Below are 26,493 nucleotides of genomic sequence, written 5' to 3'. Positions count from 1 at the left end.
TCAGGGACCTGTGTTGGTTCGATCCTTCCGGCCCTTCGTCTCGCTTCGCTCGCTCAGGGACCTGTGTCGGCTTCGCTCGCTCAGGGACCTGTGTCGGCTCGCTCAGGGACTTACATGTACTCGTCCGCGGCGTGCAGCGCGGCATCGATCACGTCGAGGCCGCGCACGAGGTCGTCCTCGGAGATCACCAGCGGTGGGGCCACGTGCAGGCGGTTGAAGTGCGTGAACGGCCACACGCCGCCCTTCTTGCAGGCCGCCGCGACCGCGGCGACCGGCGCAGCATCCGCCCCCGTCGCGTTGAACGGCACGAGCGGCTCGCGGGTCTGCTTGTCGCGCACCAGTTCGATCGCCCAGAACAGGCCGATGCCGCGCACGTCCCCGACCGAGGCGTGCCGTCGCGCGATCTCGCGCAAGCCGGGGCCCGACGACCCGGTCGCCGAGATCGCGGACCCGCGCGAGGATGCCGTCGCGCTCGAACACCTCGAACGTGGCGACGCCGGCCGCACACGCCAGCGGATGCCCGGAATAGGTCAGGCCGCCGGGGAACGACACCGTGTCGAAGTGTCCGGCGATGCGATCCGAGACGACCACGCCGCCCAGCGGCACGTACCCGGAGTTCACCCCCTTGGCGAACGTGATCAGGTCGGGCACCACGTCGAACGCCTGGAACGCGAACCATTCGCCGATCCGGCCGAAGCCGACCATCACCTCGTCGGCGATGTAGACGATGCCGTACCGGTCGCACAGCTCGCGGACCCCGGCCAGGTAGCCCGGCGGCGGGACCAGGATGCCGTTGGTGCCGACGATCGTCTCGATGATGATCGCGGCGATGGTGGCGGCGCCCTCGAGCACGATCGTCTGCTCGAGGTGCTCCAGCGCCCGCGCGGTCTCTTCTTCGGGCGAGGTCGAGTGGAACGGCGAGCGGTACGGGTACGGCCCGAAGAAGCGCGCCACCGACCCGTCGCCGGGCTCGTTCGCCCAGCGCCGCGGGTCGCCGGTCAGCGAGATCGCGGTGGTGGTGTTGCCGTGGTAGCTGCGGTACATCGCCAGCACCTTGCGCCGGCCGGTGAACTGGCGCGCCATGCGCACCGCGTTCTCGACCGCGTCGGCGCCGCCGTTGGTGAAGAACACCTTCGAGAACCCGTCGGGGGCGACTTCGCTGATGCGCCGGGCCAGTTCGCCGCGCACGTCGTTGGCCATCGACGGCTGGATCGTGGCCAGTCGCCCGGCCTGTCGCTGGATGGCCTCGACGAGATCGGGATGCTGGTGCCCGAGGTTCAGGTTCACCAGCTGGCTCGAGAAGTCGAGGTAGCTGTTGCCGGCGTAGTCCCAGAACGTGGCGCCGTCGCCGCCGGCGACCGGCAGCGGGTCGATGAGGGCCTGCGCGCTCCACGAGTGGAAGACGTGCCCGCGGTCGTCGGCGCGCACCCGCGCGTCGGCGGCCCGGTCGACGGTGGTCGGCAGCGTGTCGGTCATGAGCGGGTCCTTCAGTCGTTCTGCGGGAAGCCGAGGTCGATGCCGCCCCGGGCGGAGCGGCCGCGCGTGGCCGGATCGACCCAGCGCGCGGTGACGGCCTTCTCACGGGTGAAGAAGTCGAACCCGTGCACGCCGTACGCCTTCGCGTCGCCGAACAGGGACGCCTTCCACCCGCCGAACGAGTGGTACGCCACCGGCACCGGGATGGGCACGTTGATGCCGATCATGCCGACCTGCACCTCGCTCTGGAAGCGTCGTGCGGCCCCGCCGTCGTTGGTGAAGATGGCCGTGCCGTTGCCGAACCGGCCGGAGTTGATCAGGTCGAGGCCTTCCTGGAAGGTGGCCACCCGCACGATCGACAGCACCGGGCCGAAGATCTCCTCCTGGTAGGCGCGGGAGTCGGTCGGGATGCCGTCGATCAGCGTCGGCCCGAACCAGAAGCCGTCCTCGTGCCCGTCCACGGTGAACCCGCGCCCGTCCACGACGATGTCGGCGCCGTCCTGCTCGGCGACGCCCACGTAGCCGGCGACCTTGTCGCGATGCGCGGCGCTGATCAGCGGCCCCATGTCGGGCTCGACGGCATCCGTGCCCGGCCCCACCCTCAGCCGGTCGATGCGCTCGACGATCTTGGCCCGCAGCGGGTCGGCGACCTCGCCCACGGCCAGCACGACCGACACGGCCATGCAACGCTCGCCCGCGGCGCCGTAGCCGGCGTTGACGGCCTGGTCGGCGACGAGGTCGAGGTCGGCGTCGGGCAGCACCAGCATGTGGTTCTTCGCCCCGCCGAGCGCCTGCACGCGCTTGCCGTGACGGGATGCCTCTTCGTAGATGTACTGCGCGATCGGCGTCGATCCGACGAACGAGATCGCCTGCACCGCGGGGGAGTGCAGCAGGCCGTCCACGGCCTGCTTGTCGCCCTGCAGCACCGTGAAGGCGCCGTCCGGCAGGCCCGCCTCGGACCACAGCCGGGCCAGCCACAGCGCCGCCGACGGGTCCTTCTCGCTGGGCTTGAGGATGACCGCGTTGCCGGCGGCCAGTGCGACCGGGAAGAACCACAGCGGCACCATCGCCGGGAAGTTGAACGGCGAGATGATCCCGACCACGCCCAGCGGCTGACGCAGCGTGTACACGTCGATGTCGGTGGAGGCGTTCTCGCTGAACCCGCCCTTGACCAGCTGCGGGAACCCGCAGGCCAGCTCGACGACCTCGAGGCCCCGCATGACCTCGCCCAGCGCGTCCGAGACCACCTTGCCGTGCTCGCCGGAGATGATCTCGGCCAGTTCGCGGGTGCGGGCGTTCAGCAGCTCGCGGAACGCGAACAGCACGCGCTGGCGCTTCGCGATCGACCAGCCGCCCCACTCCCGGAAGCCGCGCTGCGCGGACGCGATCGCGGCATCCACGTCGGCCTGGTCGGCCAGCGCGACCTCGGCGCGACGCCGGCCGGTGGCCGGATCGAACACCGGCGCGGTGCGCCCGCTCGCCGACGCGCGGGGAGCGCCGTCGATCCAGTGGCCGACCATCGGGAGATCGGATGCCGCGGCCGCGTCGTCAGACGATGCTGTGGTCACGGATCCGACCACGGCCGTGCTCGCGGATGTGTTCATCGGGGTCCTTCCGGGCGGCACGGGTCCGCCGGCCCGGTCGGCCCGGCGAGGGACGCGCGCCCGTCCTTCCGGACAGATCGCCTGATCCCCACTCCCGCGTGTTGCCCCCAGCTTTCCAGGGGATGCCGCACGTCAGCAGGCCCGATCCGTCGCGAAGTTCACGGCTCGCCGGACGCTTCGTCCGGCTGCCGCGTGTCGCCGGTGCGGCTCAGGCGGCCAGCCGCAGTCCGCGGCGGTCGGTCGCGATCCGCTCGCCGTCGCCGATGGTCTCGTCGTCGCCGATCAGAGACCCCACGGCGACCATGGCGTGATCGCCGATGTGCGTGCGCACGCCGATCTTCGCGTTCGCGCCGATGGCGGCGCCCGGTCCGATGTGCGCGTGCGGCGCGATCTGCACGCCCGCGCCGATCACGGCATCCGCCTCGACCCAGGCGCCGTGGCCGACATGCACGCCGGCGGCGATCTGGGCGCGCGGTTCGACGTACGCGCCGGTCTCGACGATGGCGCTCGGGTGCACCTTCGCCCCATGGGCGATCAGCCCGCGCCCGTTCGCATGCTTGCGATAGCGCAGGGTCTCGCCCGAATCGTTCTCGATGTCCACGTAGTTCTTGCCCACAGTGTCCTCCCCGACATCAGGTGCTGCCGGTAATAGGAATAACCCTGTAAGAAATCATCTCATTCCCGACCCCATCTGCGAAACCGGTTCGTCGTACGCGTATTTCCCGCCGCGCAGCGCCGACGCGAACGCCGCGACCAGACAGGCGATGATCGCGAACGCGAACGCGACGGTCAGCCCGTCCGCGAACGGCTGCGAGATCAGCGAGGGGAAGAAGCCGCGCCCGGTCAGGTAAGCGGCCGAGGATGCCGGCAGCCGGCCGAGCACGTCCGGCCCGAGCAGCGTCTGGACCGGGTTGTAGCCCAGCAGCGACGCGAACAGCACGCTCACCGGCGGCAGCGCCGCGACCTTCGCCGCGGCGGCGGCCGGCACACCGTGGGCGATCAGGCCCGCCGACAGGGTCTGCGGCAGCGACCGGGCCAGCCCGGTGATCATCAGCGAGAAGAAGATGCCGATCGACAGCACCATCGCGGCGTTCTGGAACACGGTGCTCATGCCCGCGCCCACCCCGCGCACTCCCGGCGGGAGGCTGTTCATGATCCCGGCCCGGTTCGGCGCGGCGAACACGCCCATCCCGATCCCGTTCAGCAGCAGTGCCGCCGCGAACGGCGGGTAGGAGAAGTCGACCGGGAGCAGGAGCAGCCAGACGAAGCTGGCCGCCGCCAGCAGCATCCCGCCGGTCGCGAAGGTGCGCGCGCCGAACCGGTCGCTGAGCCAGCCCGAGACCGGTCCGGCCAGGAGGAAGCCGACCGTCAGCGGGAGCATGTAGATGCCCGCCCACAGCGGCGTCGACGCGAAGTCGAATCCGTGCTGCGGCAGCCAGATGCCCTGCAGCCAGATGATCAGCACGAACATCAGCCCGCCGCGGCCGAGCGAACTCAGCAGCGAGGCGAGGTTGCCGGCGGTGAAGGCGCGGATGCGGAACAGCGACAGGTGGAACATCGGCTCGGCGACCCGCGTCTCGATCACGCCGAACACGATCAGAACGAGGATGCCGCCGCCCAGCGCCGCCAGCACCGCGGGGTTCGTCCAGCCCATGGTGTGGCCGCCGTACGGCTGGATGCCGTAGGTGATGCCGACCAGCACCGCGACCAGACCGACGGCGAACGTGACGTTGCCCCACCAGTCCACCCGAGCCCGGCGGCGCACGCCGGTGTCATGCAGGCTGATGTAGGCCCAGACGGTGCCGATCACCCCGACCGGCACCGACACCAGGAACACCAGCCGCCAGTCGATCGGGCCGAGCAGCCCGCCGATGATGAGCCCGATGAACGACCCGGCGATGCCGGCGACCTGATTCAGCCCGAGCGCCAGCCCTCGCTGGGCCACCGGGAAGGCGTCGGTGATGATCGCGTTCGAGTTGGCGAACAGCATCGCCCCGCCGACGCCCTGCAGGATGCGCATCACGATCATCCACAGGGCGGCCGGCGTGCCCTGCATCCACGTGGCCGCGAGCAGGATCGAGAACACGGTGAACACCGCGAAGCCGGCGTTGTACATCCGCACCCGGCCGTAGATGTCGCCCAGCCGCCCGAAGCTGACCACGAGCACGGCGGTGACCACCATGTAGCCCATGATCAGCCAGAGCATGAGACTCGTGTTGCCGGGCTCGAGCGGGTTCACGCCGATCCCGCGGAAGATGTCCGGCAGGGCGATGAGCAGGATCGACGCGTTGATGGAGGCCATCAGCACGCCCAGCGTCGTGTTCGACAGGGCGATCCAGCGGTAATGCGGGCTCGCGGTGCGGATCGCGGCCCGCCGTGCCCGGCGCGCGGAGCGGGTGCTCAGCGACGTGCGCCGTGGGACCCGAGGCCGCGTCTCGCGCACGGTCATGCCGGCATCGTCTTCTCTCGCACCGGTCCTCCTCGCACAGGGACCGGGACGGCGGCCGTCGCCCCGGCGTGGGATGCACGGCTCCCGTTTCCGGGGGTCGGCACCACTATACGCGCGGAATACCGACCGATCGTTCAGGAAGCGGAGGCGCCCCCGAGGGTGCCGACGAGCAGCTCCGCCGTCGCGCGGGCGGACGCGTTGCGGGACGGCGAGACCTCGATGTCGCTCATGAAGACGTTGCCGAGCGCGATCGAGACGACGCCCGCCGCAACCCGCTCGCATTTCTGGACGGGGGAGTGGGGGATGCTGCGGTCAGCAGCGTCGTGAGCTCTTCGTGCATGCTCTCGTAGGCTCGTACGACGATCGCGTGGATGTCCGGATTCGTCCGTCCGGCCTCGACGAAGGCGAGCGCCGCCGCGTTCTCGGGCCCCGGGTCGGCGAACTCCCCGAACAGGTAGTCCAGCGCATCGTCGAAGGTGTGCACGGCGGACGGCAGGAAGGACCCATCGGTCGATGGCATCGTGTCGCCCTCGGCCGGAATGACCGAGAAATAGAGGTACCAGGCGGCGGCGACGAGCATTTCGTCACGATTGCCGGCGAAGTGGCGCACATGCCCGCGGGCCATCCCCGCCTCGTTCGCGACGCGATCCAGCGTCGTGCCGGCATAGCCGTGCGCACCGATGCACCGGATGGTCGCCTCGGCGATCTGCCGACGTCGCTCGACGGCGACGGAGGGGCGCGTCATGGGTCCTCCTGAACATCTGACATTAATAGTCGGTATTGACTATAAACTATCAGGTGCTTCAGCGTATCGGGTGAAGGATTGTCTAGTCATACTTGACTATCAACGATGCAGTCCGTAACGTGACCGTCACCCGGACCGCAGAAGCCCCCTGCTGTCCGACTCGAAGGAGAGTCCATGCCCGAGGTATTGCGGATCCCGCCGGCCGCCGAAGGCCCGCATTCGTTCGCGGCCCGAATCCGCACCCGTGACGGAGTGCAAGCTGGCCGCCGACGTCTACCTGCCGGGTGCGCCGGAGGAACCCGACACGACGGCGGGCGACACCATCCTCATTCGGCTGCCGTACGACAAGTCGGGCGTGTACTGCTTCATCCCCCTCATCGCCGAATACTTCACGCGGCACGGCTATCGCGTGCTGGCCCAGGACGTCCGTGGCAAGTTCCGGTCGGAGGGCGACGCCCTCCTGTTCGTGAACGAGGTCGACGACGGTTACGACACGATCGAGTGGATCACCCGGCAGCCCTGGTCGAACGGCCGGGTCGCGATGTGGGGCGACAGCTACTTCGGCTACACGCAATGGGCGGCGGCCGCCAGCGGCCATCCGGCGCTCAAAGCCATCGCTCCGCGTGTGACCGGCACCGGTCTCGGTGAGCCGGTGCGTCGCAGGCCCGGGCAGCGCACGCGCGCGGTGGAGTGGACCGTGACCTACATGTATCCCCTCACGCAGTTCTTCGACAACGACATGCTGATCTGGCAGCTCGACTCGTCGCGCCGCGAATTCGCCGCGCAGGCGGAGGAGTTCATGGCACAGGTCGGTGGGCGCGGGCTCTCGTACGATCAGTGGTACCCGAACCCCGTCCTGCCTCGTTTTCCGGCCGGCGACCCTTTCGCGGGACGCTCGGTGCCGACGCTGCACACCATCGGCTGGTGGGACAACTGCGCGCCGCTGGCGTGGGCTGATGTGGATCGCATCGCACACCACCCGAACTGGGACGCCCACCACTACCTGCGGATCGAATCGATCGACCACGAGTCCTTCCAGCTGCTCGACGCCGAGGAGGACCGCGTGATGGAGCGCAGCGAGCGGCAGATTCGCGATCTGCTGCCCCGCACTCTCGACCCGGCGCTCGCCTTCTTCGAGGTGTTCGTCCGCGACAACGGCGTCGCCGCCGATGTGCCCCGCGTCATCTGGAGCCTCGGCGGCACCGACGAGATGCGCGAGGAGCCGTCATGGCCGCCCCGTGCCGCGAGCCCGGTCACGCTGTTTCCGACCCCATCCGGCTCGCTCGCGTCCCAGGCGGAGCAAGGTGCCCACGTGCGCACGTGGGTGCACGATCCCGATGACCTCGTCCCCTCCAGCGTTCCCGACGCCTTCTCCTACCTGCTCTTCCACCCGGACGAGGCGCAGATCGGCGACCGCGACGACGTGCTGCGCTTCGACTCCGAGCCGTTGGCGGTCGATGTGGACCTCGCCGGCCCCGTCAGCGCCCGCGCCCGCGTGTGGTCGGACGGACCCGTGCTGGACTTCTTCGTCCGCGTCCTCGATGTCGCCCCCGACGGCACGGCCCTGCGAATAGCGCGAGGCCAGGTTCAGCTGGCCGATGCCACCGAGGCCGCGACCGTCGATGTCGATCTCGGCCAGATCGGATATCGCCTCCGCGCCGGCCACCGGCTTGCGCGTGCACATCTCCAGGCAGCGACTACCCGGAGTTCCTGCCGCAGACCGGCACCGGCGCCGATCCCTGGACGTGGGGGCCGACCCGCGTGAACAGCCAGTCACTCGTCATCGGCGGCCCCGAGGCATTCGCCCTGACCCTGTCCGTCCTCGAAGGAGAGCTGCCGTGATGGAACCCACTCTTGAGTACGTCTTCGAGATCCGAGCGACGATCCAACCCGATTTCCACATCGGCCGCGGTCCGGAAGAGAAGCTGTCGTTCACCCCGGTGTCGGGGGAAGCGTCGCGGGGCCCCGGCTCAACGGCGAAGTCCTCTCCGGCGGCGGCGACTGGGCCGTCGAGCGGTTCGGCACCGCGCAGCTCGAGGCGCGCTACCTGATCCGGGCCGACGACGGGGCTGTCATCGACATCCTCAACCGCGGCTACTTCCGGGCGACGTCGGAGCTCATCGAGCGGATGGAGCGCGGCGAGGACATCCCCGAGGATGAGCCGGGCCTCTACTTCCGGACGGCCCCGGTCTTCCAGACCGATGCCCGCAGCACCGCTGGCTCGCCGAGAACCAGTTCGTCGGCCTCGCACGGGATGAAGACGGCCAGGTCTGCATCCGCGTGTACCGGCTGGCCTGACGGCGGCGTCTTCGACGTCATTGCGCGCAACTGAACACCGACACCCGAACAGCACCTCTTTCCATCCAGCGACCGCAGACCGGAGTGATCCGGTATCGGGCCGTGCAGATCCGAACGGAACGTCACATGAAACGAATCGCACTGGCGGTGGGCTCGCTCGCCTGCGTGGCCATGCTCACGCTCACCGCATGCACCGCCCGCGACGGCAGCGACGCCGACAACGGCAAGACCGAGAACATCACCCTGGTCGACTCCCTGCCGGCGGGGACCACCCCCGTCGACACGGTGACCTGGGCCATCGTCGAGGGGGAGCCGGCGACGCTGAACCCCGCGTCGTCGGCGAACCTCATCATCCCGAACCTCTGCGACAACCTGCTGTCGCTCGAGCCCGACTATTCGATCAAGCCGGGCATCGCAGAGAGCGCCGAGTTCGTCGACCCGGTGACCTTCGTCATCACGCTGCGCGACGACGTGACGTTCTGGGACGGCAAGCCGGTCACCGCGGAGGACGTCGTCTACAGCCTCGGGTTGAACATGAACCCCGCGTCGCAGTGGTACGGCGCTTTCACCCTCATCAAGCCGAAGGACGGCATCGTCGTCACCGGTCCGCACGAGGTCACCATCCACTTCGTCGCCCCCGACACGACATTCCGCGATGCCATCAGCGGTCAGGGCGGGGCGGTCATGGAGAAGGCCTTCGGCGAGAAGGCCGGCGAGAAGCTCGGCACGGCCGACACCGGCCTGATGTGCACCGGCCCCTACAAGCTCGAGCAGGGCGGGTGGAAGCCGGGCAGCAAGATCGACACCGTCGCCAACGAGGACTACTGGGGAGGCGCGCCGCTGGTGAAGCACCTGAACTACACCTTCGTCGCGGACGGCTCTACGCTTGCCACCGCGCTGACCCAGGGCGAGATCGACGGGGCGATCAACGTGCCGCCCGCCTCGCGGGCGGCCTTCCAAGGTGACGGCGCCGGGACGCTGACGGTCGGCCACTCGACCGCTTCGTACAGCTTCGGGCCGACGTCGGCCACCTCCGCCGCCGCGAACCCGAAGATCCGTCAGGCGCTGAGCCTGGCCATCGACCGCAAGCAGTACATCGACACGGTGGTCAACGGGCTCGGATACGTGCAGAAGACGATCGTCCCGGAGTTCTCGTTCCAGTCGATGGACGAATCCTCCGTCTACCGGGCGGGATACGACGCGCTGCCCGAGCCGAAGGTCGACATCGATGCCGCCAAGAAGCTCGTCCAGGAGAGCGGGGTCGACGTCAGCAAGCCGCTCACGATCGCCGTACCGGCCGGCGCGAAGGAATTCCAGCAGACCGCGGCGATCGTGCAGTCCGCCGGCCAGCAGATCGGCCTGACCATTGAGATCAACGAGATGCAGGCCTCCGACTTCGGCGCTCTCTTCTACGATCCGAGCAAGCGCGAGGGCGTCGACTTCGTCGCGACCCAGGGGTATCTGGAGACTCCGGGAGTGCTCGGCTACCCGTCGCTGTTCATCCTGCCGCCCGACCGGGGCGGGGTCTTCAACTGGAGCGGCTACGACAACCCGGAGGTGACGCAGCACATGATGGCGGCGCGCAACGCGACGGATGCGAAGACCGCCGCGGAGGAGTTCGTCGCAAGCGCAGAAGATCTTCGCACCGGATCAGCTCCAGGTGACACTGGCGGGCACGTACCAGCTCACCTACCTGAGCAAGAAGCTCACGGGCGTGACGACCTCGGTCGCCGTCTACAGCAGCCCCTGGGCGCTGCACCTGGGCGGCAAGTAGCGCCACGGCAGGTGGGGCCGCGAACGGGTCGCGGCCCCACCGTGCCGGACAATCGAGACAACGACCAGAGGATCGGAAGCGAGGAGCCGGCATGACGAATGCCCTGACCCGAATGCTGCTGGGGCGGCTCGGCGGCCTGCTGCTGACGCTGTTCCTCGCGAGTGTCGTGATCTTCTCGGCGGTGCTGCTGACGGGAGACCCGATCGCGGCGCTGGCGGGAGGCGCCAAGCCCACTCCCGAGCTCGTCGCCCAGATCCGGGCCGACTACCACCTCGATGATCCGGTCTGGACGCGTTACTGGCTGTGGCTCAGCGGCGTTCTCCACGGGGATTTCGGGCGCTCCTTCATCTACAAGACGGATGTCATGACCCTCGTGGCCCCCCGGTTCGGCATCACGCTGGAACTCGTGATCCTGACGGTCCTGCTCATCCTGATCTTCGGCGTCGGCTCCGGCATCCTCGCCGCCACCCGGGGCCGCGCGGTCGACCGGACGGTCTCGATCCTGACGTCCCTGGGCATGGCACTTCCGACCTTCGTCGTGGCCATCCTGCTGATCTGGATCTTCGCCAAGTCCCTCGGCTGGTTCCCGGTGTACGGCGAAGGCAGCGGCTTCTGGGACCGGATATGGCATCTCATCCTTCCCGCGGTGTCGTTGGCAGTCCTCTTCCTCGCCTACATCAGCCGCATCACCCGCAGCTCCCTCGTCGCGCAGCTGCACTCCGAGCATGTCGATACGGCGCGGGTGCGCGGCATCCCCCGGCAGCGCATCTTCGCCGTGCACGTCTTCCGGAACGCCTCCCCGCAGATCCTCGCCATCGCGGGGACGACGGTTGCCGGCCTGTTCGCCGCCTCGGCGATCGCCGAGGTCGCGTTCGGCGTGGGCGGTATCGGGGCGCTGCTCGTGCAGGCGTCGGCCCGCGCCGATCTTCCGGTCGTCCAGATCATCTCGCTGCTGCTGGTGACCATCTTCGTCGTGCTCAACGCCATCGCCGATCTGATCAGCGCCGTCATCGATCCCACGAGCGTGGGCGGCGGGAGCAGAGCATGAGCGTCGCTCAGATCGCCGGCGGCACGGTTCCCGACGTTGCGCGCCGGGCCGCAAAGAAGGACTGGATGTTCCTGGTCGGCCTCGCGATGTTCGTCATCATCGCGCTCGGCGCGGTGATCGGGCCGTGGGTGGCACCGTTCGACGCGAATCAGCTCTATACCGGACCGGTCAACGGCGCCTCGAGCCTGGCGCATCCCTTCGGGACCGACGACGTCGGCCGCGACATCCTCTCCCGTGTGCTCGTGGGCGCACGTGTCACGGTGTTCGCCCCGATCGCGGTCGTCATCCTGTCCACTCTCATGGGTGTGATGCTCGCGCTGGTCGCGGCGTGGTACGGCGGCTGGGTGCAGGGCGGCATCTCTCGCCTGATCGACGTCATCTTCGCCATTCCGGGCCTGGTGGTCGCGGTGCTGGCGATCGCCCTCTTCGGCAAAGGGCTGTTCGCCCCGATCATCGCCCTGTCGATCGCGTACATCCCGGTCGTGGCGAGGCTCTCGCAGACGGCGGCTGCGCGCGAACTCGGCAAGCCGTACGTGGCGGCACTGCGTGTGCAGGGAGTGTCGAACGCGGCCATCTGCTTCCGGCACCTGCTGCCGGCCATGGTGCCGATCGTGGCCGCGCAGATGGCAGTCGGCTTCGGCTACGCGATGCTCGACCTCGCCGCCATCTCGTTCCTCGGGCTCGGCCAGCAGCCGCCCAACCCGGACTGGGGGTCGATGATCTCCAGCGGACAGGCCGGGATCCTCGCCGGAGCCCCCGAGCAGTCGGTCTTCCCGGCGATCTTCGTCGTCATCACCGTGCTCGCCGTCGGCATCATCGGGGCGCGCGTGACGGTCTGGGCCGAGGAGAAGGACAAATGAGCGCACCCGTCCTCGAGATCGCCGGACTCGACGTCTTCGCCCCGGGCGTCGACGGCCCGCGGCAAGCTCGTGTTCGACAGCAGCCTGACCGTGGGCAGAGGCGAGGCGGTGGGCCTGGTCGGCGAGTCGGGCTCGGGAAAGACGCTCACCGTCAGGGCCGTGGCCGGGATCCTCCCCGAGGGATTCACGACCCGGGGCGCGATCAGGATCGACGGACGCGATATCGACACGATGAGCGGCCGGGACCTGCGCGACCTGCGTGCGCGACGAATCGGCATGATCTTCCAGACCCCGCGTGCGCACCTGAATCCGCTGCGCACGATCGGCGACTTCATGACCGAGGCGCTCGTGCACGTCGCGGGCGCCACGCCGAAGGTCGCCACCCGCCGGGCGATCGAACTGCTCGACGAGGTCGGCATCAACGATCCCGGCCGTCGCATGCGCCAGCATCCCGCGGAACTGTCCGGCGGCCTGCTGCGAGCGGGTGATGATCGCGGCCACCCTGGCGATGGATCCGGAGATCCTGCTCGCGGACGAGATCACGACAGCGCTCGACGTCACCACCCAGGAGGAGGTGATGGCGGTGATCGCGGAGCTGCGCGCGCATCGCGATCTGTCGCTGCTGTTCATCACCCACGACCTGGCGCTGGCGGGAGCCGTGTGTGACCGGGTCGCCGTCATGCAGCACGGGCGGATCGTCGAGACCCTGCACGCGGCGACCATGCGGCGGGACGCGAAGGAGGAGTACACGAGGGTCCTGATGAACGCCGCGCTCGATGAGGCCCCACCGCTGGGCGCCGACCACGATCAGGCGACGCCGATCCTGTCCGCCCGCGAGCTGCACAAGACGTACCAGGTGCGGGGCGACGACGGCCGGCGTGAGACGCTGGTCGCCGTCGACGGCGTCTCGCTGGAGCTGGCGCCCGGCGGCTCCCTGGGGATCGTGGGAGAGTCGGGGTCGGGCAAGTCCACGACGGCTCGGTTGCTGCTGGGGCTCGAACGGGCCGACAGCGGCACGATCACCGTCGTCGGGCAGGATTGGACCCGGCCGGCCCGCAGCACCACCGATCGTCGGCAGCGCGCGAAGACCGCCCAGATGGTCTTCCAGGACCCGTACCAGTCGCTGGATCGGCGGCAGACAGTGCGTCAATGCCTGGTCGAGGCGATCCGGGTGCACTCGCCGAAGAACGACAAGGGCGCCATCGGCACGCGCGTGCGCCAGCTCATGTCGCAGGTCAGGCTGGGGGAGGAGCTCCTCGACGTGCGCCCGCGTGCGCTGTCGGGTGGGCAGCGCCAGCGGGTGGCGATCGCGCGCGCGCTGGCCGCCGACCCCGAGCTGCTCGTCCTCGACGAGGCGGTCTCGGCGCTCGATGTGACCACCCGCGTCGAGATCCTGACGCTGCTGGACACGATCCGTCGCGAAACCGGCGTGGCACTTCTCATGATCACCCATGACCTCACGGTGATCCGGCGGCTGTGCGATCAGGTCGTGGTCATGCGCGAGGGCAGGATCGAAGAGCGCGGCACGGCGACGCAGATCCTGGACGACCCGCAGGCGGAGTACACGCGCCTTCTGCTGGATTCGATTCCGCGCGAGGGATGGAAGCCGCGGCGGCGACGTCTGGGCCGCACGCATTCGCTCTACACCGTGACCCGCAGTACGACCATTCCGCAATGACGAGGGAGACCGCCCGATGCCGCTCATGACGCCCGATTTCGAGTACTGCTTCGAGTTGCGCTGCGAGGTCGAGGAACCTCGGCAGCTGGGCGGCCCCGTCCCGGGGGAGGGACTGCACTTCGCGCGGGTCTCGGGCGGGACGTTCGACGGTCCGCGTCTGCGCGGCACGATCCTCGACAGCGGAGGGGACTGGTGGAACGGCCGCGGGCTGACCGTCGCCCTCGACGCGCGGTATGTCATCGAGGCGGAACTGGCCGACCAGTCCGCCGCCGTGGAGGTCGTCAATCGCGGCATCTGGCGCACCGACGAGGCGACATTCGATCGGATGCTGGCCGGTGAGACCGTCGACGAAGAGGAGCTCTACTACCGCACGGCGTTCCAGTTCCGCACCGAGCACCCGGAACTGCGGTGGCTGACCGAGTCGCAGTTCATCGGCTATGCCCGCGCGGAACCGGGCCTTGTGATCATCCGGGTGTTCCGGCTGGTCTGATCACCACGACGACGCAGAGAGCTGGGACGAATGACACCGACGGCAGACCTCATCATCACGAATGGACGTGTCTTCGACGGGAGGACGCGAACCGAGAGCACCGCGGTGGCCGTGGCCGATGGCCGCATCGTCCGCATCGGTTCCGACATCCGCGTCGAAGAGCTTGCCGGGGCCGCGACGCGCGTCGTCGATGCGGGCGGCGGGCTCATCCATCCCGGCTTCGTCGACGCGCACGCGCACGCCGTCTTCGCCGGCGTCGAACGGCTGAGCCTGGACCTCACCCCCGCTCGCACCGTCGAGGAGACGCTCGCGCTGATCCGAGAGGGAGCGGAGCGCAAGCGATGCCGAGTGGCTGACCGGCGGTGGATGGAGTCATGAGCTCTTCTCGGTGCCGACCCGTCACCAGCTGGACGAGATCGTCCGCGACCGGCCAGTCGCACTGAGCGACGCCGGGCACCACACCCTGTGGGTCAACTCGCGCGCACTGGAGCTCGCCGGGGTCGACCGCCACACGCCGCAGCCGCACAACGGTCACATCCACGTCGACGCCGACGGCGTTCCCATCGGCTACCTGAACGAGACGGCGGCGGAGATCGTGGGGCGCGTCATTCCGCCCGCGACGGACGACGAGATGTACGCCGGGCTGCTGAACGCGCAGGAATATCTGTGGTCGTTCGGTGTCAGCGGGTGGCACGAGGCGATCCTCGGCGACTACAACGGCAAGGCCGACTGCACGCCCGCGTATCTGCGGGGGATCGCCTCGTCGACGCTGAAGAGCGACACGTCGGGGGCGCTGTGGATCGCTCCAGGGCTGCGGCGCGAGGACGTGCCGGCGCTCGTCGCACGGTTCGTCGAGCTGCGCGAGCGCAACGCCGCCGCGGGCTTGGACACATCGACGGCGAAGGCGATGATCGACGGCGTGCCGCACGGCGAGACGGCCGCACTCCTCGAGCCGTACTGCAACCACAGCGCCGACGGGTTCACCGGCGAGCTTGCACTTCGACGAGGCGGCGATCCGCGAGTTCGTCCTGCAGCTCGACGCGGCCGGGTTCGCACTGCACCTGCACATCATGGGCGATCGCGGCATTCGGGTCGCGCTGGATGCGATCGAAGCGGCGCGGGCGGCGAACGGCGCCGGGCCGCGGCACCACATCGCGCATCTGTCGATGGTGCGAGCCCGACGACGCCAAGAGGTTCGGACCACTGGGGGTGACCGCGAACATCCAAGGGCTGTGGGCGGCGCCCGACCCCTTCGTCGTGACGCTGATCGGCCAAGAGCGGATGCTGCACGGCTATCCGTTCCGGACGATGGCCGACGGCGGCGCCGACCTTGCGATGGGGTCGGACTGGCCGGTGTCGCCGGCGGATCCGTGGCTCGCGATCCACGTCGCGGTCAACCGCTGGGCGCCGCCGCCGCCCGGGGTCGAGGTGCCGCCGCTGGCCGCCGGCGCGCTGCCGCCGACGCTCGACGCCGAGCATCAGGCGCTGACGCTGGCTCAGGCGCTCGCGGCGTATACGAGCGGTTCGACATCACTCGTGCTGGGGCGCCCCGGCCGCGTGCGAGTGGGGGAGCGTGCCGACCTCGCGGTGGCGACCGGCGATCCGTTCGAGATGCCGGCCGAGGTGCTGGTCTCGCTGCAGACGGCCGTCACCGTCGTCGCCGGGGAGGTCGTGTTCGAGCGTTGAGCCGGCAGTGGTCAGCCGTCGACCCATCCGAAGGTGGCGGCGTGGTATCCGCCGGGCAGCGGCCCGGATGCGTGGTACCCGTCCGGAGGCAACTCGGACGCGTGTTCGCTGCTGGATCCGAGCATGGAACGCGTGAGCTGCTCACGTGAGTCCATGAGGCGGTCGAGTTCCGCGGTGAGGTCTTCGTCGCGGGGTTCACGCCCGTCCTGAACTGCGCGCAGCACGTTGCGCCTCATCAGCTCCTTCGCGAACGAGCCCGTCGTCCCTTCGGCTCGATCCGCTGCCTCGTCAAGCACCGCACGCGTATACGGCAGGCTCTGCGCGTACCGGCGGAACAGGCGGCGCCGTTCGCCCGGGGCGGGGAGCGGAACTTCGACGGCGAGATCGACGCGACCGGGGCGCTCGGCGAGGGCTCGTTCGAGCACTTCGACGCGGTTCGTCGTCATGATGAAGGCCACGTCGGCGTCACCGTCGAGCCCGTCCAGCGCGTCGAGCACCTCGAACAGCAGCGGCTGGGGTGTGCCATGTCTCTCCATGGCGACGAGGTCGATGTCCTCGAGCACGACAAGCGCGGGTTGGAAGGTGCGTGCGATCTCGGTCGCTGGGCCGATGAAGCGGATGCTTGCTCCGGTGAGGACGACGGCGGTGACGTCGGGCGTGGCGGTGAGCAGATGGCGAACCGTGAGGGTCTTGCCCGTGCCTGGGGGGCCGTACAGGAGCACACCGCGCTTCAGATGCTGACCCGCGCGCTGCAGCGCGTCGCTGTGTTTCCCGATGCCGATCACGTGCTGGACGATCTCCTCCAGCACGCCCTCCGCGAGCACGATGTCGTCTGTGGGGACCGCCGGCCGCTCCACGAACGTGGCGCCGGCGTCTCGCCCGTACTCGGTGGCTTGAAATGACAGCACCTGGCCGCGCAGCACGCTTCTGTCGATCATCGTGCGGCGAAGGGCCTCGAGAAAGCGAGAGACGGCCGTATCGTCCGCGCTCATGACTTCGACCACGGCGTCTGCTCTGCCATACTGCGGGGCGGCCGCGCGCTGGGCGAGCGCGAGAGGGGTGCCTTCGAAGCGCAGCAGTCGCACGCCCAGCGACACGACGCGCCTGCTCGAGTTCGGGCCGGTGGCCCGCTCGGCGTAGTCCACCGGGCCGGGCGCGTAGCGTGTGTGCGGGTTGGCGATCCACTCTGCGAGTCCTTGATGATGCCGCTGCTCGCCGCCGGTGACGCCGAGAAGGCGGCCGTCGCTCTGCGCGAGGTCGTCCAGCGCGAGGTCTGCGTCGACCAGACGATGGTCGGCGATGTGCTCCACCACGACGGACACCTGCGATGCATCGACCCCGAGATGGTCGCTGATCACATCACCCAACGGCGACCGGACCGACGGCTCCTCCCGGGCTGTCAGCTCGTTCACTCGCTGGAGGTACCCGGAGACGGCACGCATCAGATCACGATCGTCGTCACGCAACATGCCATCGACTCTCCCACACGCCCGTGCCACCAGACCAGCGAGCTCGTTTCCATCGTCGAAGAACAGCACGGGAATGGACCTGCCCGGGGACGCCGTGCCGGCTCCGGACAGATGGTCCGGGGCCGCATAAGCTGAAGCATCCGGCACCATCACCCGAGCGAGAGGATGCCGACCATGAGCGTCGAGCGCGCCCTCCCTTCGCCTGAGACGGATCGTCCGGGCCCGCGCGCCGAGCGCTCGGACGCCGGGCTGCCGACCGTCCGCGAGATCCTCGCGCTGCCGTCGCTCGTCGAAGGGGTGCCCGAGGTGCTCGTCGGCGAGGACGGACTGGATGCACGGGTGCGGTGGGCGCACGTGTCCGACAGCGCCGGCGTGGCCCGGCTGCTCGAACGGGGCGAGCTGCTGTCGACCGGCTCGGGCTGGCCGCAGGACCCGGCGGCCCTCGACGCGTTCATCGCCGAACTGGTGGATGCCGGTGTGGCCGGGCTCGTCCTCGAGCTGGGCGCGCATTACCGCTGGACCCCGGCGGTGATCATCGACGCCGCGCGGCGGCACGGACTCGTGCTGGCGGTGCTCGACCGAGAGGTCAAGTTCGTCTCGGTCACCGAGGTCGTCCACCGGCTGATCATCGACCGGCAGACCGCGGCGCTGCGGGCACGCGACGAGGTGCGCGACCGGTTCACCGCCCTCATCCTGCGCGGTTCGCCCGCCGACTATGTCGTGCAGCGCTCGCCATCACCCTGGATGCGCCGGTCGTGCTGGAGAACCTCGGCCACGATGTGGTCGCCGCCGAGGTCCCGCCCGCGATGGAGCACGAGCTGTTCTCGGACTGGGAGCGCCGTTCGCGGGCAGCCCACCGCGGCGATGCCGAGGACGGGTGGCTGGTGGTGCCGGTCGAGGCGCGCGGCACCCGCTGGGGCCACCTGCTCGCCCTGCCGGGGCCGGCGCATCCCGCCGGCCGACTCGGCGTGCTGCAGCAGGGCGCGATCGCCCTCGCCCTCGGGCGGCTCGCTGACGGGCCGGTCGACGAATGGGAGCGACAGGCGCGTCGCCGACTGCTGGACCGCCTGCTGTCCGGACGCTTCGCGAGCACCGAGGGCGCCGCCGCCCGCCTGGCCGCCGCCGGTCTGCCCGTCGAGGGCCGCGTGCTGCATGGCGTCGTCCTCGCGCGGGCGATGGTCACCCCGGAGCGCGTGGATGCCGCGGCCCGGGCGGTCGGGGGACGCGCTGTCACCGGATCCGCGCCGGCGAATGTGGCCGGTCCGGCCGCCGGCATCCTGCTCTCGCTGCCGGCCGGGAGCGCGTTCAGCGACGCCGCCGCGCTCGCGTTCGGAGCGGAGGCGGCCGACGGCTCGGATCGCCTCGTCGTGTCGGTGGGGTCGCCGGCGACCGGACTGGATGCCGCGCTGGTCTCGCTGCAGGAGGCGATCGATCTGGCCCGCAACCGGGTGCGGGGCGAGCGCGGCGGCCCGCAACTGCGGCGCGCCGACGACCGGCCCCTCGTGCGCCTGGTCTCCACCCTCCGCGACGACCATCGGCTGCTCGAGCACGGAGAGCGGATGCTGGCGCCCCTGATCGAGCACGACCTGGCCCGCGACGGCGACCTGCTCGACGTGCTGGCCGCCGCGCTGTCGCACCCCGCGAATCGCACAGCGGCCGCGTCGGCCTCGCACCTGTCGCGTTCGGTCTTCTACCAGCGCTTCGCCCAGATCGAGCGGCTGCTGGACGTCGACCTGGACGACGGCGAGACCCAGACCGCGCTGCATCTGGCGCTGCTGGTCCGCCGCAGTTCGGGTCGATAGCGCACGGGCGCGCGATCAGGCGATGTAGACCTTGCGCAGGGTCTCGCGCACGGTCCACACCGTGTGCATCCCCGCGGCGAGCCGCACGATCACTCCCGGGCGCAGCTCGACCGGCGGCAGCGCGGGCCGGGTGAACTCGATCAGTCCGGCGCCGGCGACCACCACGAAGACCTCGTCGGCCTCCACATCCGTCGAGACGCCGGGGGTGTGCTCCCAGACTCCGATCGCCCGACCCTCGGTCTCGTCCAGATCGAGGAACCCGGTCCGGGGCGAGCCGGCGCGCACCCGGTCGGCGGGCACCGGTTCGTCCGGGATCTCCAGGGATGCCGCGACCGCGGCGGCACCGGCATCCATTCTGGTCATGAGTCGAACCCCAGACCGACGGCATCCAGCGTCTTCAGCAGGAGATTGCGCCTGCCCTCGTTGTGGTCGGCGCGATCCATCGACCAGCGGGTGGCGTTGATGCCGATCGCGGCGGCCGGCTCGGGCGGGAACGGCAGCGGCCGCTTGCGCACCATCTCCAGACTCGTCCGCTCGTTCTCGGCGCCGTCCAGCAGGTCGAGCATCACCTCGCCCGCGAATCGGGTCGACCCCACCCCCAGTCCGGTGAAACCGGCGGCGTACGCGACGCGGCGGTCGCGGGCGGTGCCGTAGAACGCGGCGAACTGGGTGCTCGAGTCGATCGCGCCCGCCCACCGGTGCGTGAAGCGCAAGCCCTCCAGCTGGGGGAACGTGGTGAAGAAGTGGCCGGCCAGACGCTCATACGATGCGGGTCGGTCCTCATACTCCGCGCGTACCCTGCGGCCGTAGTGATAGATCGCGTCGTAGCCGCCGAACAGGATGCGGTTGCTCTTGGTGATCCGGTAGTAGTGGAACTGGTTGGCCAGGTCGCCGATCCCCTGCCGGGCCTGCCAGCCGATCGAGGCCAGCTGCTGGTCGGTCAGCGGCTCGGTCATCAGCACGTAGTCGTACACCGGCACGGTCATCAGCCGGTTGCGCTTGAGCAGAGACGGGAACACGTTCGTGGCCAGGATCACCTGGTCGGCCTGCACCTGCCCGTGCTCGGTGACGACGGTCGCGCGCACCTTGCCCGGGGTCTGCAGCGCGCGGACCCGGCTCTGCTCGAAGATCTCGACCCCGCGCTCCTCGGCGACGCGTGCCAGCTCGGCGGCCAGCCGCGCGGGATGCAGGATGCCGCACGTGCGCTGCTCCCAGACCCCGGCCAGGTAGGTGGGCGAGTTCACCTGGGCGCGCACGGCATCCTGATCGAGGAAGACGACGCCCTCCTCGCCCCGGGCGACGGCCTCGTCGTGCCACTCGTGCAGCCACGGCACCTGGTGCGGCTCGGTCGCCGGCGACAGCTCGCCGGTGCGCTGGAACTCGAAGTCCATGCCGTACTGCGCCTCGCTGGCCTCGATCGCGTCGAGGTTGGCCATGCCCAGCCGCTCGAGCAGCGGCATGTCGTCCGGCCAGCGCGACAGGCCGTTCTCGCGTCCGTGGGTGAGGCTCGTCTCGCAGAAGCCGCCGTTGCGCCCGGATGCCGCCCAGCCCACCCGCTGCGCCTCCACCAGCACGATCCGGGCATCCGGCATCCGCTCGGTGGCCAGCAGGGCCGCCCACAGGCCGGTGTATCCGCCGCCGACGATCACCAGGTCGGCGGTGTGCGCGCCGGTCAGTGCCGGCCGGTCCGGCGTCAGCCCGGGGGGCAGGTCGTCGCGCCAGAAGACGGCGTGTGCGGTGTCGCGCAGGGCGTGCGCGACGGTGGATGCGGCGGGTCGGCGTCGTTCGAAGACGGTGGTGCCCACGGGTATCAGCTCCGTTCGGTTGCAGGGTGGGGGAAGGAGATTCCGACGGAAGAAGGATGTGTGATCGTTCACATCTCCCTCCCCGGCCGGGATCTCCTGCTGTCGGCCAAGAGGGCCTGCGCGTCAGTCCACGGCGTAGACCCGCTCGCCCTCGACGAAGGTCTGCAGCACCCGGGTGGCGCCGAGCTGATCGGCCGGCCCGGCGAACGGATCGCGGTCCAGCACCACCAGATCGGCGTACTTGCCGGCCTCGACCGTTCCGGTGTCGGCGTCGAGGTGGTTCACCCACGCCGAACCGGCGGTGTACGCGGTCAGCGAGGTCGCCAGGTCGATCGCCTGCTCCGGCAGGAACGGGTCGTACTCGCCCTCTTCGTAGCCCGGCGCGGCGGTGCGGTTCACCGCGGTGTGGATCGCGGCCAGCGGGTTCGGGCTGGACACCGACCAGTCGCTGCCGGCGGCCAGCACGGTGCCGGCGCGCAGCAGGTCGCCGAACGGATACTGCCAGCCCGCGCGCGGCTCGCCCAGGAACGGCAGGGTCAGCTCGACCATCTGCGGCTCCAGCGTCGCCCACAGCGACTGCATGTTCGCCGCCACGCCCAGGCGCCGGAACCGCGGGATGTCGTCCGGGTGCACCACCTGCAGGTGCGCGATGTGGTGCCGATTGTCGGTGCGGCCGTTGCGACCGATCGCCTGCTCCACGGCATCCAGGCACTGCCGCACCGCGCGGTCGCCGATCGCGTGGAAGTGCACCTGGAAGCCGAGCGCGTCCAGCTGCGGCACCGCCTCGTTCAGGATCGCCGGGTCGACGAACGAGATCCCCGAGTTGTCGGTGGGATGCCCGTGCCCGTCGCCGTACGGCTCCAGCATCGATGCGGTGAAGTTCTCGGCCACGCCGTCCTGCATGACCTTGACGCTGGTGGCGGCGAACCGCCCGCCGCGGTACTGCTCGCGGCGCGCGACGATCGACGGGATCTGCTCGAGGCCGGCGGCGCGGTCCCACCAGATGGCACCCACGACGCGGGCGGTCAGCAGTCCGTCGGCGGCCGCCGACAGATAGGCGGGCCCCGGGTCGCCGGCATCGCCGTACGAGCCGACGATCGCATCCTGCCAGGCGGTGATCCCGTAGGAATGCAGATAGCGCTGCCCTGGACCAGCGCCTCCACCAGGCGCGACGGCGGCTCGGCCGGCAGGCGTGTTGACCAGCGTCATCGCCCCCTCGTGCAGCATGCCGGTCGGGACGCCGTCGGCATCCCGCTCGATCCGCCCGTCGGCCGGGTCGGGGGTGTCGCGGTCGATGCCCGCGCGCCGCAGGGCGACCGAGTTCACCCAGGCGCCATGACCGTCGCGGTTCGGCAGGAACGCCGGCCGGTCGGGCACGACGGTGTCGAGGGCGGATGCGGTGGGAGTGCCGCCGGGGAAGGCCGACATCGCCCATCCACCGCCGAGCACCCACCCCTCGTCGGGGTGGGATGCCGCGTACCGGCCGATGGCGTCGAGGTAGTCCGGCGCCGACTCGTACGGCGACAGATCGCACCGCAGCATGTCCAGTCCGCCCCACACCGGATGCACATGGGCGTCCTGAAAGCCGGGCACCAGCATCCGCCCCCGCAGGTCGACCACCTCGGTGCGCGGGCCGACCAGTTCGCCCAGGTCGTGACCGACGGCGACGATCTGCCCGGCGGTGACGGCCACGGCGCTCGCGCGGGAGCGCACCGTGTTCGCGGTGAAGACCGGTCCGCCGGAGAAGACGAGGTCGGCGTAGGGCATGGGGGACTCCTTCGGGGATCTGGTCAGCCGCCGGCCATCGTGCGGGCGATGTCGGCGGCGGAGTCGCCGGCCCGCTTCAGCACGATCGCGACGACGGACAGGGCCAGCAGGGTCACCAGCAGCATGATGGTGGACACGCCGGCGATCTCGGGGCGCAGTCCGCTTGCGCAGCGAGCTGAGCACGTAGACCGGCCACGGCGTGGACCCCGACACCTGCACGAACGCCGAGACGATCGTGTTGTCCAGGCTGAACGTGAACGAGAGCAGGAGCCCGGCCAGCACCGCCGGCATCGCCAGCGGCAGCGTCACCCGGAAGAACGTGCGCAGCGGCGGGGCGAACAGGTCCGCCGAGGCCTCTTCGAGGTTGGCCGGCATGCCCACCAGCCGGGCGCGCACGATGTAGGTGACCACCGCGACCGAGAACAGCGAGTGCCCCACGACCAGCCGCATGGTGCCGTCGTTGAAGATCGACATGCCCAGGTCCTGGCCCAGGAAGACGAGCCACGGAAGCAGCGAGACCGCGTCCACGATCTCGGGCGTGACGGCGACCAGCAAGCATCCCGACGAACCAGTACGTCCACTTGCCGGGCTTGCGCGCCAGCGCGATCCCGGCGAGAGTCCCGAGGACCGAGGCCAGGATCGAGGCGATCGCACCGGTGCGCAGCGACACCATGACGGCATCCGCGATCACCGGCTTGCGGAACAGGGCCAGATAGCCGTCGAAGCCGAAGCTGTCGAATGCGACCAGCAGCCGGCCGTTGTTGAACGAGTAGATGACGATCACGAGGATCGGGGTGAACAGGAAGATGTAGACCAGCACGCTCCACACCGTCAGCAGCCGATCGGTGATCGCGCGGCGCTGCCGGTGCTGGGGCACGTCCTCGTGTCGGTCGGCGCCGGCGCGGAAGACGGGCGTGCCCTCATCGATGTCGACGGCGGCGGCCGGGATGCTGCCCAGACCGGGCTCGACCGATGTCATGCGGCGACCTCCTGGATCGTGACCCGATTGCGCATGCGCATGGGCAGGGCGAGCAGCCAGATGATCCCGGCCATCAGGGCGACCGAGCCCAGGATGATGAGGATCAGCATCACCGCCATCGCCGAGCCGAGCGCCCAGTTCTGCGCCGTCTGGAACTGGGATGCCACGAGCTGGCCGACCATGTTGCCCTTCGCGCCGCCCAGCACGGTCGCCGTGATGTAGTCGCCCATCAGCGGGATGTACACGAGCAGGGCACCCACGATGATGCCGGGCCGTGCCAGCGGGAACGTCACCCGCGCGAACGTGCGCCAGCGGTTGGCGCCGAGGTCCTTGGACGCCTCGCGCACCGACAGCTCGACCCGGTCGAACGCGACGAACAGCGGCAGGATCATCAGCGGCAGATAGTTGTACACGACCCCGAAGAGCACCGCCGGTCTCGTGTAGAGGATGTCCAGCGGCGCCAGCCCGACGGCCTGCAGCGCGTGCGAGATCCACCCCTCGGGCGACAGGATCACCATCCAGCCGATGGTGCGCACGAGGAAGTTCGTCCAGAACGGCACCAGCACCAGGGCGATCAGCAGCCCCTTCATGCGCGCCGGGGCCTTCAGCGCCATCCAATACGCGACCGGCGCCCCGATCAGGAAGCACAGCAGCGTGCCGGCGATCCCGATCCACAGGGTGTTCCAGAACGTGTCGAAGAACGTCGGGGTGAGCACCTCGGCGTACCGGTCCAGCGACAGCTTGTCATTGGCGTGCGTGGCGAACAGCCCGGGCTTGTATCCGAGGCTGTACCAGAACACCACCAGGACGGGCGCGACGAAGAAGGCCAGCAGCCAGAGCCACGCCGGGACGGCGAGGATGAAGCCGGGAAGGCGGACTCTACGCACCGGCAGCGGCCTTCGCCTTGTTGTAGATGTCGACCGTGCGGGTCTGCGCCGAGTTGACCTCGCCGTCCTTCATCGTCGCCAGCTGGTCGGGTGTGAAGAAGACCAGGTCGAGCATCTCGAGGCCGTCCTTGCGGGCGGTCGCCTCGATGTCCTTCGCGCCGGTGTGGTAGCCGATGTAGTCGACGTTCTTGATCTGGTTCTCGGGCGTGAGCACGAAGTTGATGAACGCGTGCGCGGCCTCGGGATGCGGGGCGGACGCGACGATCGCCCAGTTGTCCATCCACAGCTCGGTGGTCGGCGAGCCGAGCACCCACTGCCACTTGTCCGGGTCGTCCGAAGCGAGGATGCCCTGGCGGGCGTCGCCGTTCCACACCTCGATCAGGGTGTGCGCGCTCTGCGGGATGGCCCCGCTGCCCGGGTACGAGTCGAACGCCGCGATGTGCGGGGCGAGCGTTTCCACGATGAACTTCTCGCACTTGTCGATCTCGGCGTCATCGGTCGTGTTCCAGTCGACGCCGTTGGCCCAGTAGTACATGCCCGTGATCTCGGCGGGGTCATCCAGCACGCTCGTCTTGCCGCTGGCCTCCTTCTGCGCGCAGTCCAGGAAGTCGTTCCAGGTCTTCAGCTCACGGGTGATCTTGGACTTGTCGTAGACGAAGCCGGTGGTGCCCCATGCCTTGCAGATGGAGTAGTCGTTGTTCTTGTCCCACCCGCGGCTGAGGTAGGCGGGGTCCATGTACTTCAGGTTGGGGATGAGGTCCTTGTTCAGCTTCATCAGCAGGTTGTTCTGCACCATCTGCGGGATGTACACGCCGGTCGGCACGATGATGTCGTACCCGCCGGTGCCCTTGGCCGCCACGAGCTTCGCGATCAGCTCCTCGTTCGAGCCGAACGAGTCGACGGTCAGCTTCGGCCCGAGCTCCTTCGTGAACGCGGCCAGCACCTCGGGTGCGTCGTAGTCGCCCCACGAGTACATCGACAGCGAGCTCTCCAGCTTGCCGCCGGTGGCCTGCGGGCCGGGCTTGGCGCCGCCGCCCGTCCCGCCTCCGCTGGAGCAGGCGGCCAGCAGGACGGTGCCGCCGACCATGCCGGCGATCGAGAAGAACCCTCGCCGGGTCATGTCGCCCACGAGGCGGTTCGCCGCGGGCTGGTTGGCGAGGATGCGGACGGTGTTGTTCTCGGGCATGGTGTTCCTCTCGGCCGGTCGGGTATCAGCGCGTGCGGACGGTGCCGGTGGTGGGCGGCTGGACGAAGCCGCCGTGGATGGCGGATTCGTCGGTCGGGAAGACCTGGACCGACTCCGGCCGCCAGGTGCACCACACCGTGTCGTTGATGGCCACCCGCGGTGCGTCCGGGGTGGGGCGCCGCGCGATGATCGACATCTCGCGACCGAACTGGATCAGGAACTGCATGGTCTCGCCCAGGTGCGAGACGCCGATGATGCGCCCCTCGGCGATGTTGGCGTCGCCGTCCGGTCGCTCGACCGAGATCTCGACGAACTCGGGCCGGACGGCGGCCAGCGCCGGGATGCCGGGGGAGATGTCGGTGATCCGCGCCGCCGGGCGCAAGCCGGGCGTGCGCGCTGTCGACGCTCGATCCGTCGGCGGCGACGGTGCCGTCGAAGAAGTTCTGCTGGCCGACGAAGGCGGCGACGTACGCCGATGCGGGCGCGCCGT

The 26,493-nt window shown here is 69.7% G+C and carries 20 protein-coding genes and 4 pseudogenes; 12 read left to right on the top strand and 12 right to left on the bottom strand.

What is annotated here, in order from left to right:
• Positions 1 to 110: 110 nt before the first annotated feature.
• The 5 genes and pseudogenes from L2X98_RS05935 to L2X98_RS05915 all read right to left on the bottom strand — a co-directional run bounded on the left by L2X98_RS05935 (position 111) and on the right by L2X98_RS05915 (position 6,274).
• Positions 111 to 1,476, bottom strand: a pseudogene (locus L2X98_RS05935) (aspartate aminotransferase family protein).
• An 11-nt stretch (positions 1,477 to 1,487) separates the two neighbouring features.
• A complete protein-coding gene (locus L2X98_RS05930; protein WP_259613212.1) occupies positions 1,488 to 2,996 on the bottom strand; it encodes a CoA-acylating methylmalonate-semialdehyde dehydrogenase in 1,509 nt (502 codons plus the stop codon).
• 292 nt (positions 2,997 to 3,288) lie between these two features.
• Positions 3,289 to 3,696, bottom strand: coding sequence for a transferase (locus tag L2X98_RS05925; RefSeq protein WP_259612633.1), 408 nt, complete (start codon positions 3,694 to 3,696; stop codon positions 3,289 to 3,291).
• Between the two features lie 54 nt (positions 3,697 to 3,750).
• A complete protein-coding gene (locus L2X98_RS05920; protein ID WP_259612632.1) occupies positions 3,751 to 5,529 on the bottom strand; it encodes an MFS transporter in 1,779 nt (592 codons plus the stop codon).
• A gap of 226 nt (positions 5,530 to 5,755) precedes the next feature.
• Positions 5,756 to 6,274 (bottom strand): TetR/AcrR family transcriptional regulator, encoded by a 519-nt coding sequence (locus L2X98_RS05915; RefSeq protein WP_259612631.1) that lies wholly within the window; start codon positions 6,272 to 6,274, stop codon positions 5,756 to 5,758.
• 244 nt (positions 6,275 to 6,518) lie between these two features.
• Here L2X98_RS05915 and L2X98_RS05910 point away from each other — a divergent pair, with 244 nt between their 5' ends.
• From L2X98_RS05910 to L2X98_RS05860, 10 genes and pseudogenes are all read left to right on the top strand, one after another.
• Entirely contained in the window at positions 6,519 to 8,039 is a 1,521-nt protein-coding gene (locus L2X98_RS05910) for a CocE/NonD family hydrolase (protein WP_259612630.1), read from the top strand.
• Positions 8,040 to 8,255: 216 nt separating this feature from the next.
• Positions 8,256 to 8,606, top strand: a pseudogene (locus L2X98_RS05905) (DUF3237 family protein); the annotation flags it as partial.
• Between the two features lie 92 nt (positions 8,607 to 8,698).
• On the top strand, positions 8,699 to 10,441 hold the full coding sequence (locus L2X98_RS05900) for an ABC transporter substrate-binding protein (protein WP_259612629.1): 1,743 nt from the start codon (positions 8,699 to 8,701) through the stop codon (positions 10,439 to 10,441).
• Positions 10,438 to 11,394 carry an ABC transporter permease gene (locus tag L2X98_RS05895; protein WP_259612628.1) on the top strand — a complete coding sequence of 319 codons (957 nt, stop codon included), beginning with the start codon at positions 10,438 to 10,440 and terminating at the stop codon, positions 11,392 to 11,394. The genes L2X98_RS05900 and L2X98_RS05895 overlap by 4 nt, the downstream gene beginning before the upstream one ends.
• Positions 11,391 to 12,254, top strand: coding sequence for an ABC transporter permease (locus L2X98_RS05890; protein ID WP_259612627.1), 864 nt, complete (start codon positions 11,391 to 11,393; stop codon positions 12,252 to 12,254). The genes L2X98_RS05895 and L2X98_RS05890 overlap by 4 nt, the downstream gene beginning before the upstream one ends.
• Before the next feature lie 69 nt (positions 12,255 to 12,323).
• Complete coding sequence (locus tag L2X98_RS05885) at positions 12,324 to 12,920, top strand: ATP-binding cassette domain-containing protein (RefSeq protein WP_259612626.1); 597 nt, start codon at positions 12,324 to 12,326, stop codon at positions 12,918 to 12,920.
• Positions 12,832 to 13,932 (top strand): ABC transporter ATP-binding protein, encoded by a 1,101-nt coding sequence (locus L2X98_RS05880; RefSeq protein ID WP_354003002.1) that lies wholly within the window; start codon positions 12,832 to 12,834, stop codon positions 13,930 to 13,932. Before L2X98_RS05885 ends, L2X98_RS05880 begins: the two co-directional genes overlap by 89 nt.
• Before the next feature lie 16 nt (positions 13,933 to 13,948).
• Complete coding sequence (locus tag L2X98_RS05875; protein WP_259612625.1) at positions 13,949 to 14,422, top strand: DUF3237 domain-containing protein; 474 nt, start codon at positions 13,949 to 13,951, stop codon at positions 14,420 to 14,422.
• 30 nt (positions 14,423 to 14,452) lie between these two features.
• A pseudogene (locus L2X98_RS20185) lies at positions 14,453 to 15,338 on the top strand (amidohydrolase family protein); the annotation flags it as partial.
• 76 nt (positions 15,339 to 15,414) lie between these two features.
• Positions 15,415 to 16,108, top strand: a pseudogene (locus L2X98_RS05860) (amidohydrolase family protein).
• 11 nt (positions 16,109 to 16,119) lie between these two features.
• Here L2X98_RS05860 and L2X98_RS05855 read toward each other — a convergent pair.
• Complete coding sequence (locus tag L2X98_RS05855; RefSeq protein ID WP_259612621.1) at positions 16,120 to 17,520, bottom strand: AAA family ATPase; 1,401 nt, start codon at positions 17,518 to 17,520, stop codon at positions 16,120 to 16,122.
• Between the two features lie 222 nt (positions 17,521 to 17,742).
• Between L2X98_RS05855 and L2X98_RS05850 the strand changes: the two genes are divergently transcribed.
• Both L2X98_RS05850 and L2X98_RS05845 read left to right on the top strand, forming a co-directional pair.
• On the top strand, positions 17,743 to 19,152 hold the full coding sequence (locus L2X98_RS05850) for a PucR family transcriptional regulator ligand-binding domain-containing protein (protein WP_354002931.1): 1,410 nt from the start codon (positions 17,743 to 17,745) through the stop codon (positions 19,150 to 19,152).
• Complete coding sequence (locus tag L2X98_RS05845; RefSeq protein ID WP_259612619.1) at positions 19,137 to 19,379, top strand: helix-turn-helix domain-containing protein; 243 nt, start codon at positions 19,137 to 19,139, stop codon at positions 19,377 to 19,379. Before L2X98_RS05850 ends, L2X98_RS05845 begins: the two co-directional genes overlap by 16 nt.
• 15 nt (positions 19,380 to 19,394) lie before the next feature.
• Here the strand turns inward: L2X98_RS05845 and L2X98_RS05840 are convergent, their stop codons facing one another.
• From L2X98_RS05840 to L2X98_RS05815, 6 genes are all read right to left on the bottom strand, one after another.
• A complete protein-coding gene (locus tag L2X98_RS05840) occupies positions 19,395 to 19,742 on the bottom strand; it encodes a cupin domain-containing protein (protein ID WP_259612618.1) in 348 nt (115 codons plus the stop codon).
• The gene (locus L2X98_RS05835; protein WP_259612617.1) at positions 19,739 to 21,184 is read right to left on the bottom strand and encodes an NAD(P)/FAD-dependent oxidoreductase; all 1,446 of its coding nucleotides are present in this window, start codon (positions 21,182 to 21,184) and stop codon (positions 19,739 to 19,741) included. The genes L2X98_RS05840 and L2X98_RS05835 overlap by 4 nt, the downstream gene beginning before the upstream one ends.
• A gap of 123 nt (positions 21,185 to 21,307) precedes the next feature.
• Positions 21,308 to 23,425 (bottom strand): amidohydrolase family protein, encoded by a 2,118-nt coding sequence (locus L2X98_RS05830; RefSeq protein ID WP_259612616.1) that lies wholly within the window; start codon positions 23,423 to 23,425, stop codon positions 21,308 to 21,310.
• A gap of 501 nt (positions 23,426 to 23,926) precedes the next feature.
• Positions 23,927 to 24,817 (bottom strand): ABC transporter permease, encoded by an 891-nt coding sequence (locus tag L2X98_RS05825; RefSeq protein WP_259612615.1) that lies wholly within the window; start codon positions 24,815 to 24,817, stop codon positions 23,927 to 23,929.
• Positions 24,810 to 26,003 (bottom strand): polyamine ABC transporter substrate-binding protein, encoded by a 1,194-nt coding sequence (locus tag L2X98_RS05820; RefSeq protein WP_259612614.1) that lies wholly within the window; start codon positions 26,001 to 26,003, stop codon positions 24,810 to 24,812. The genes L2X98_RS05825 and L2X98_RS05820 overlap by 8 nt, the downstream gene beginning before the upstream one ends.
• Positions 26,004 to 26,028: 25 nt before the next feature.
• Complete coding sequence (locus L2X98_RS05815; protein ID WP_259613210.1) at positions 26,029 to 26,385, bottom strand: TOBE domain-containing protein; 357 nt, start codon at positions 26,383 to 26,385, stop codon at positions 26,029 to 26,031.
• Between the last annotated feature and the right edge of the window lie 108 nt (positions 26,386 to 26,493).

The sequence above is a fragment of the Microbacterium elymi genome, assembly GCF_021582895.2.
Lineage (GTDB): Bacteria > Actinomycetota > Actinomycetes > Actinomycetales > Microbacteriaceae > Microbacterium > Microbacterium humicola.
Note: the sequence above shows the minus strand (reverse complement) of the source record. Positions and strands in the feature narration are given on the sequence as shown.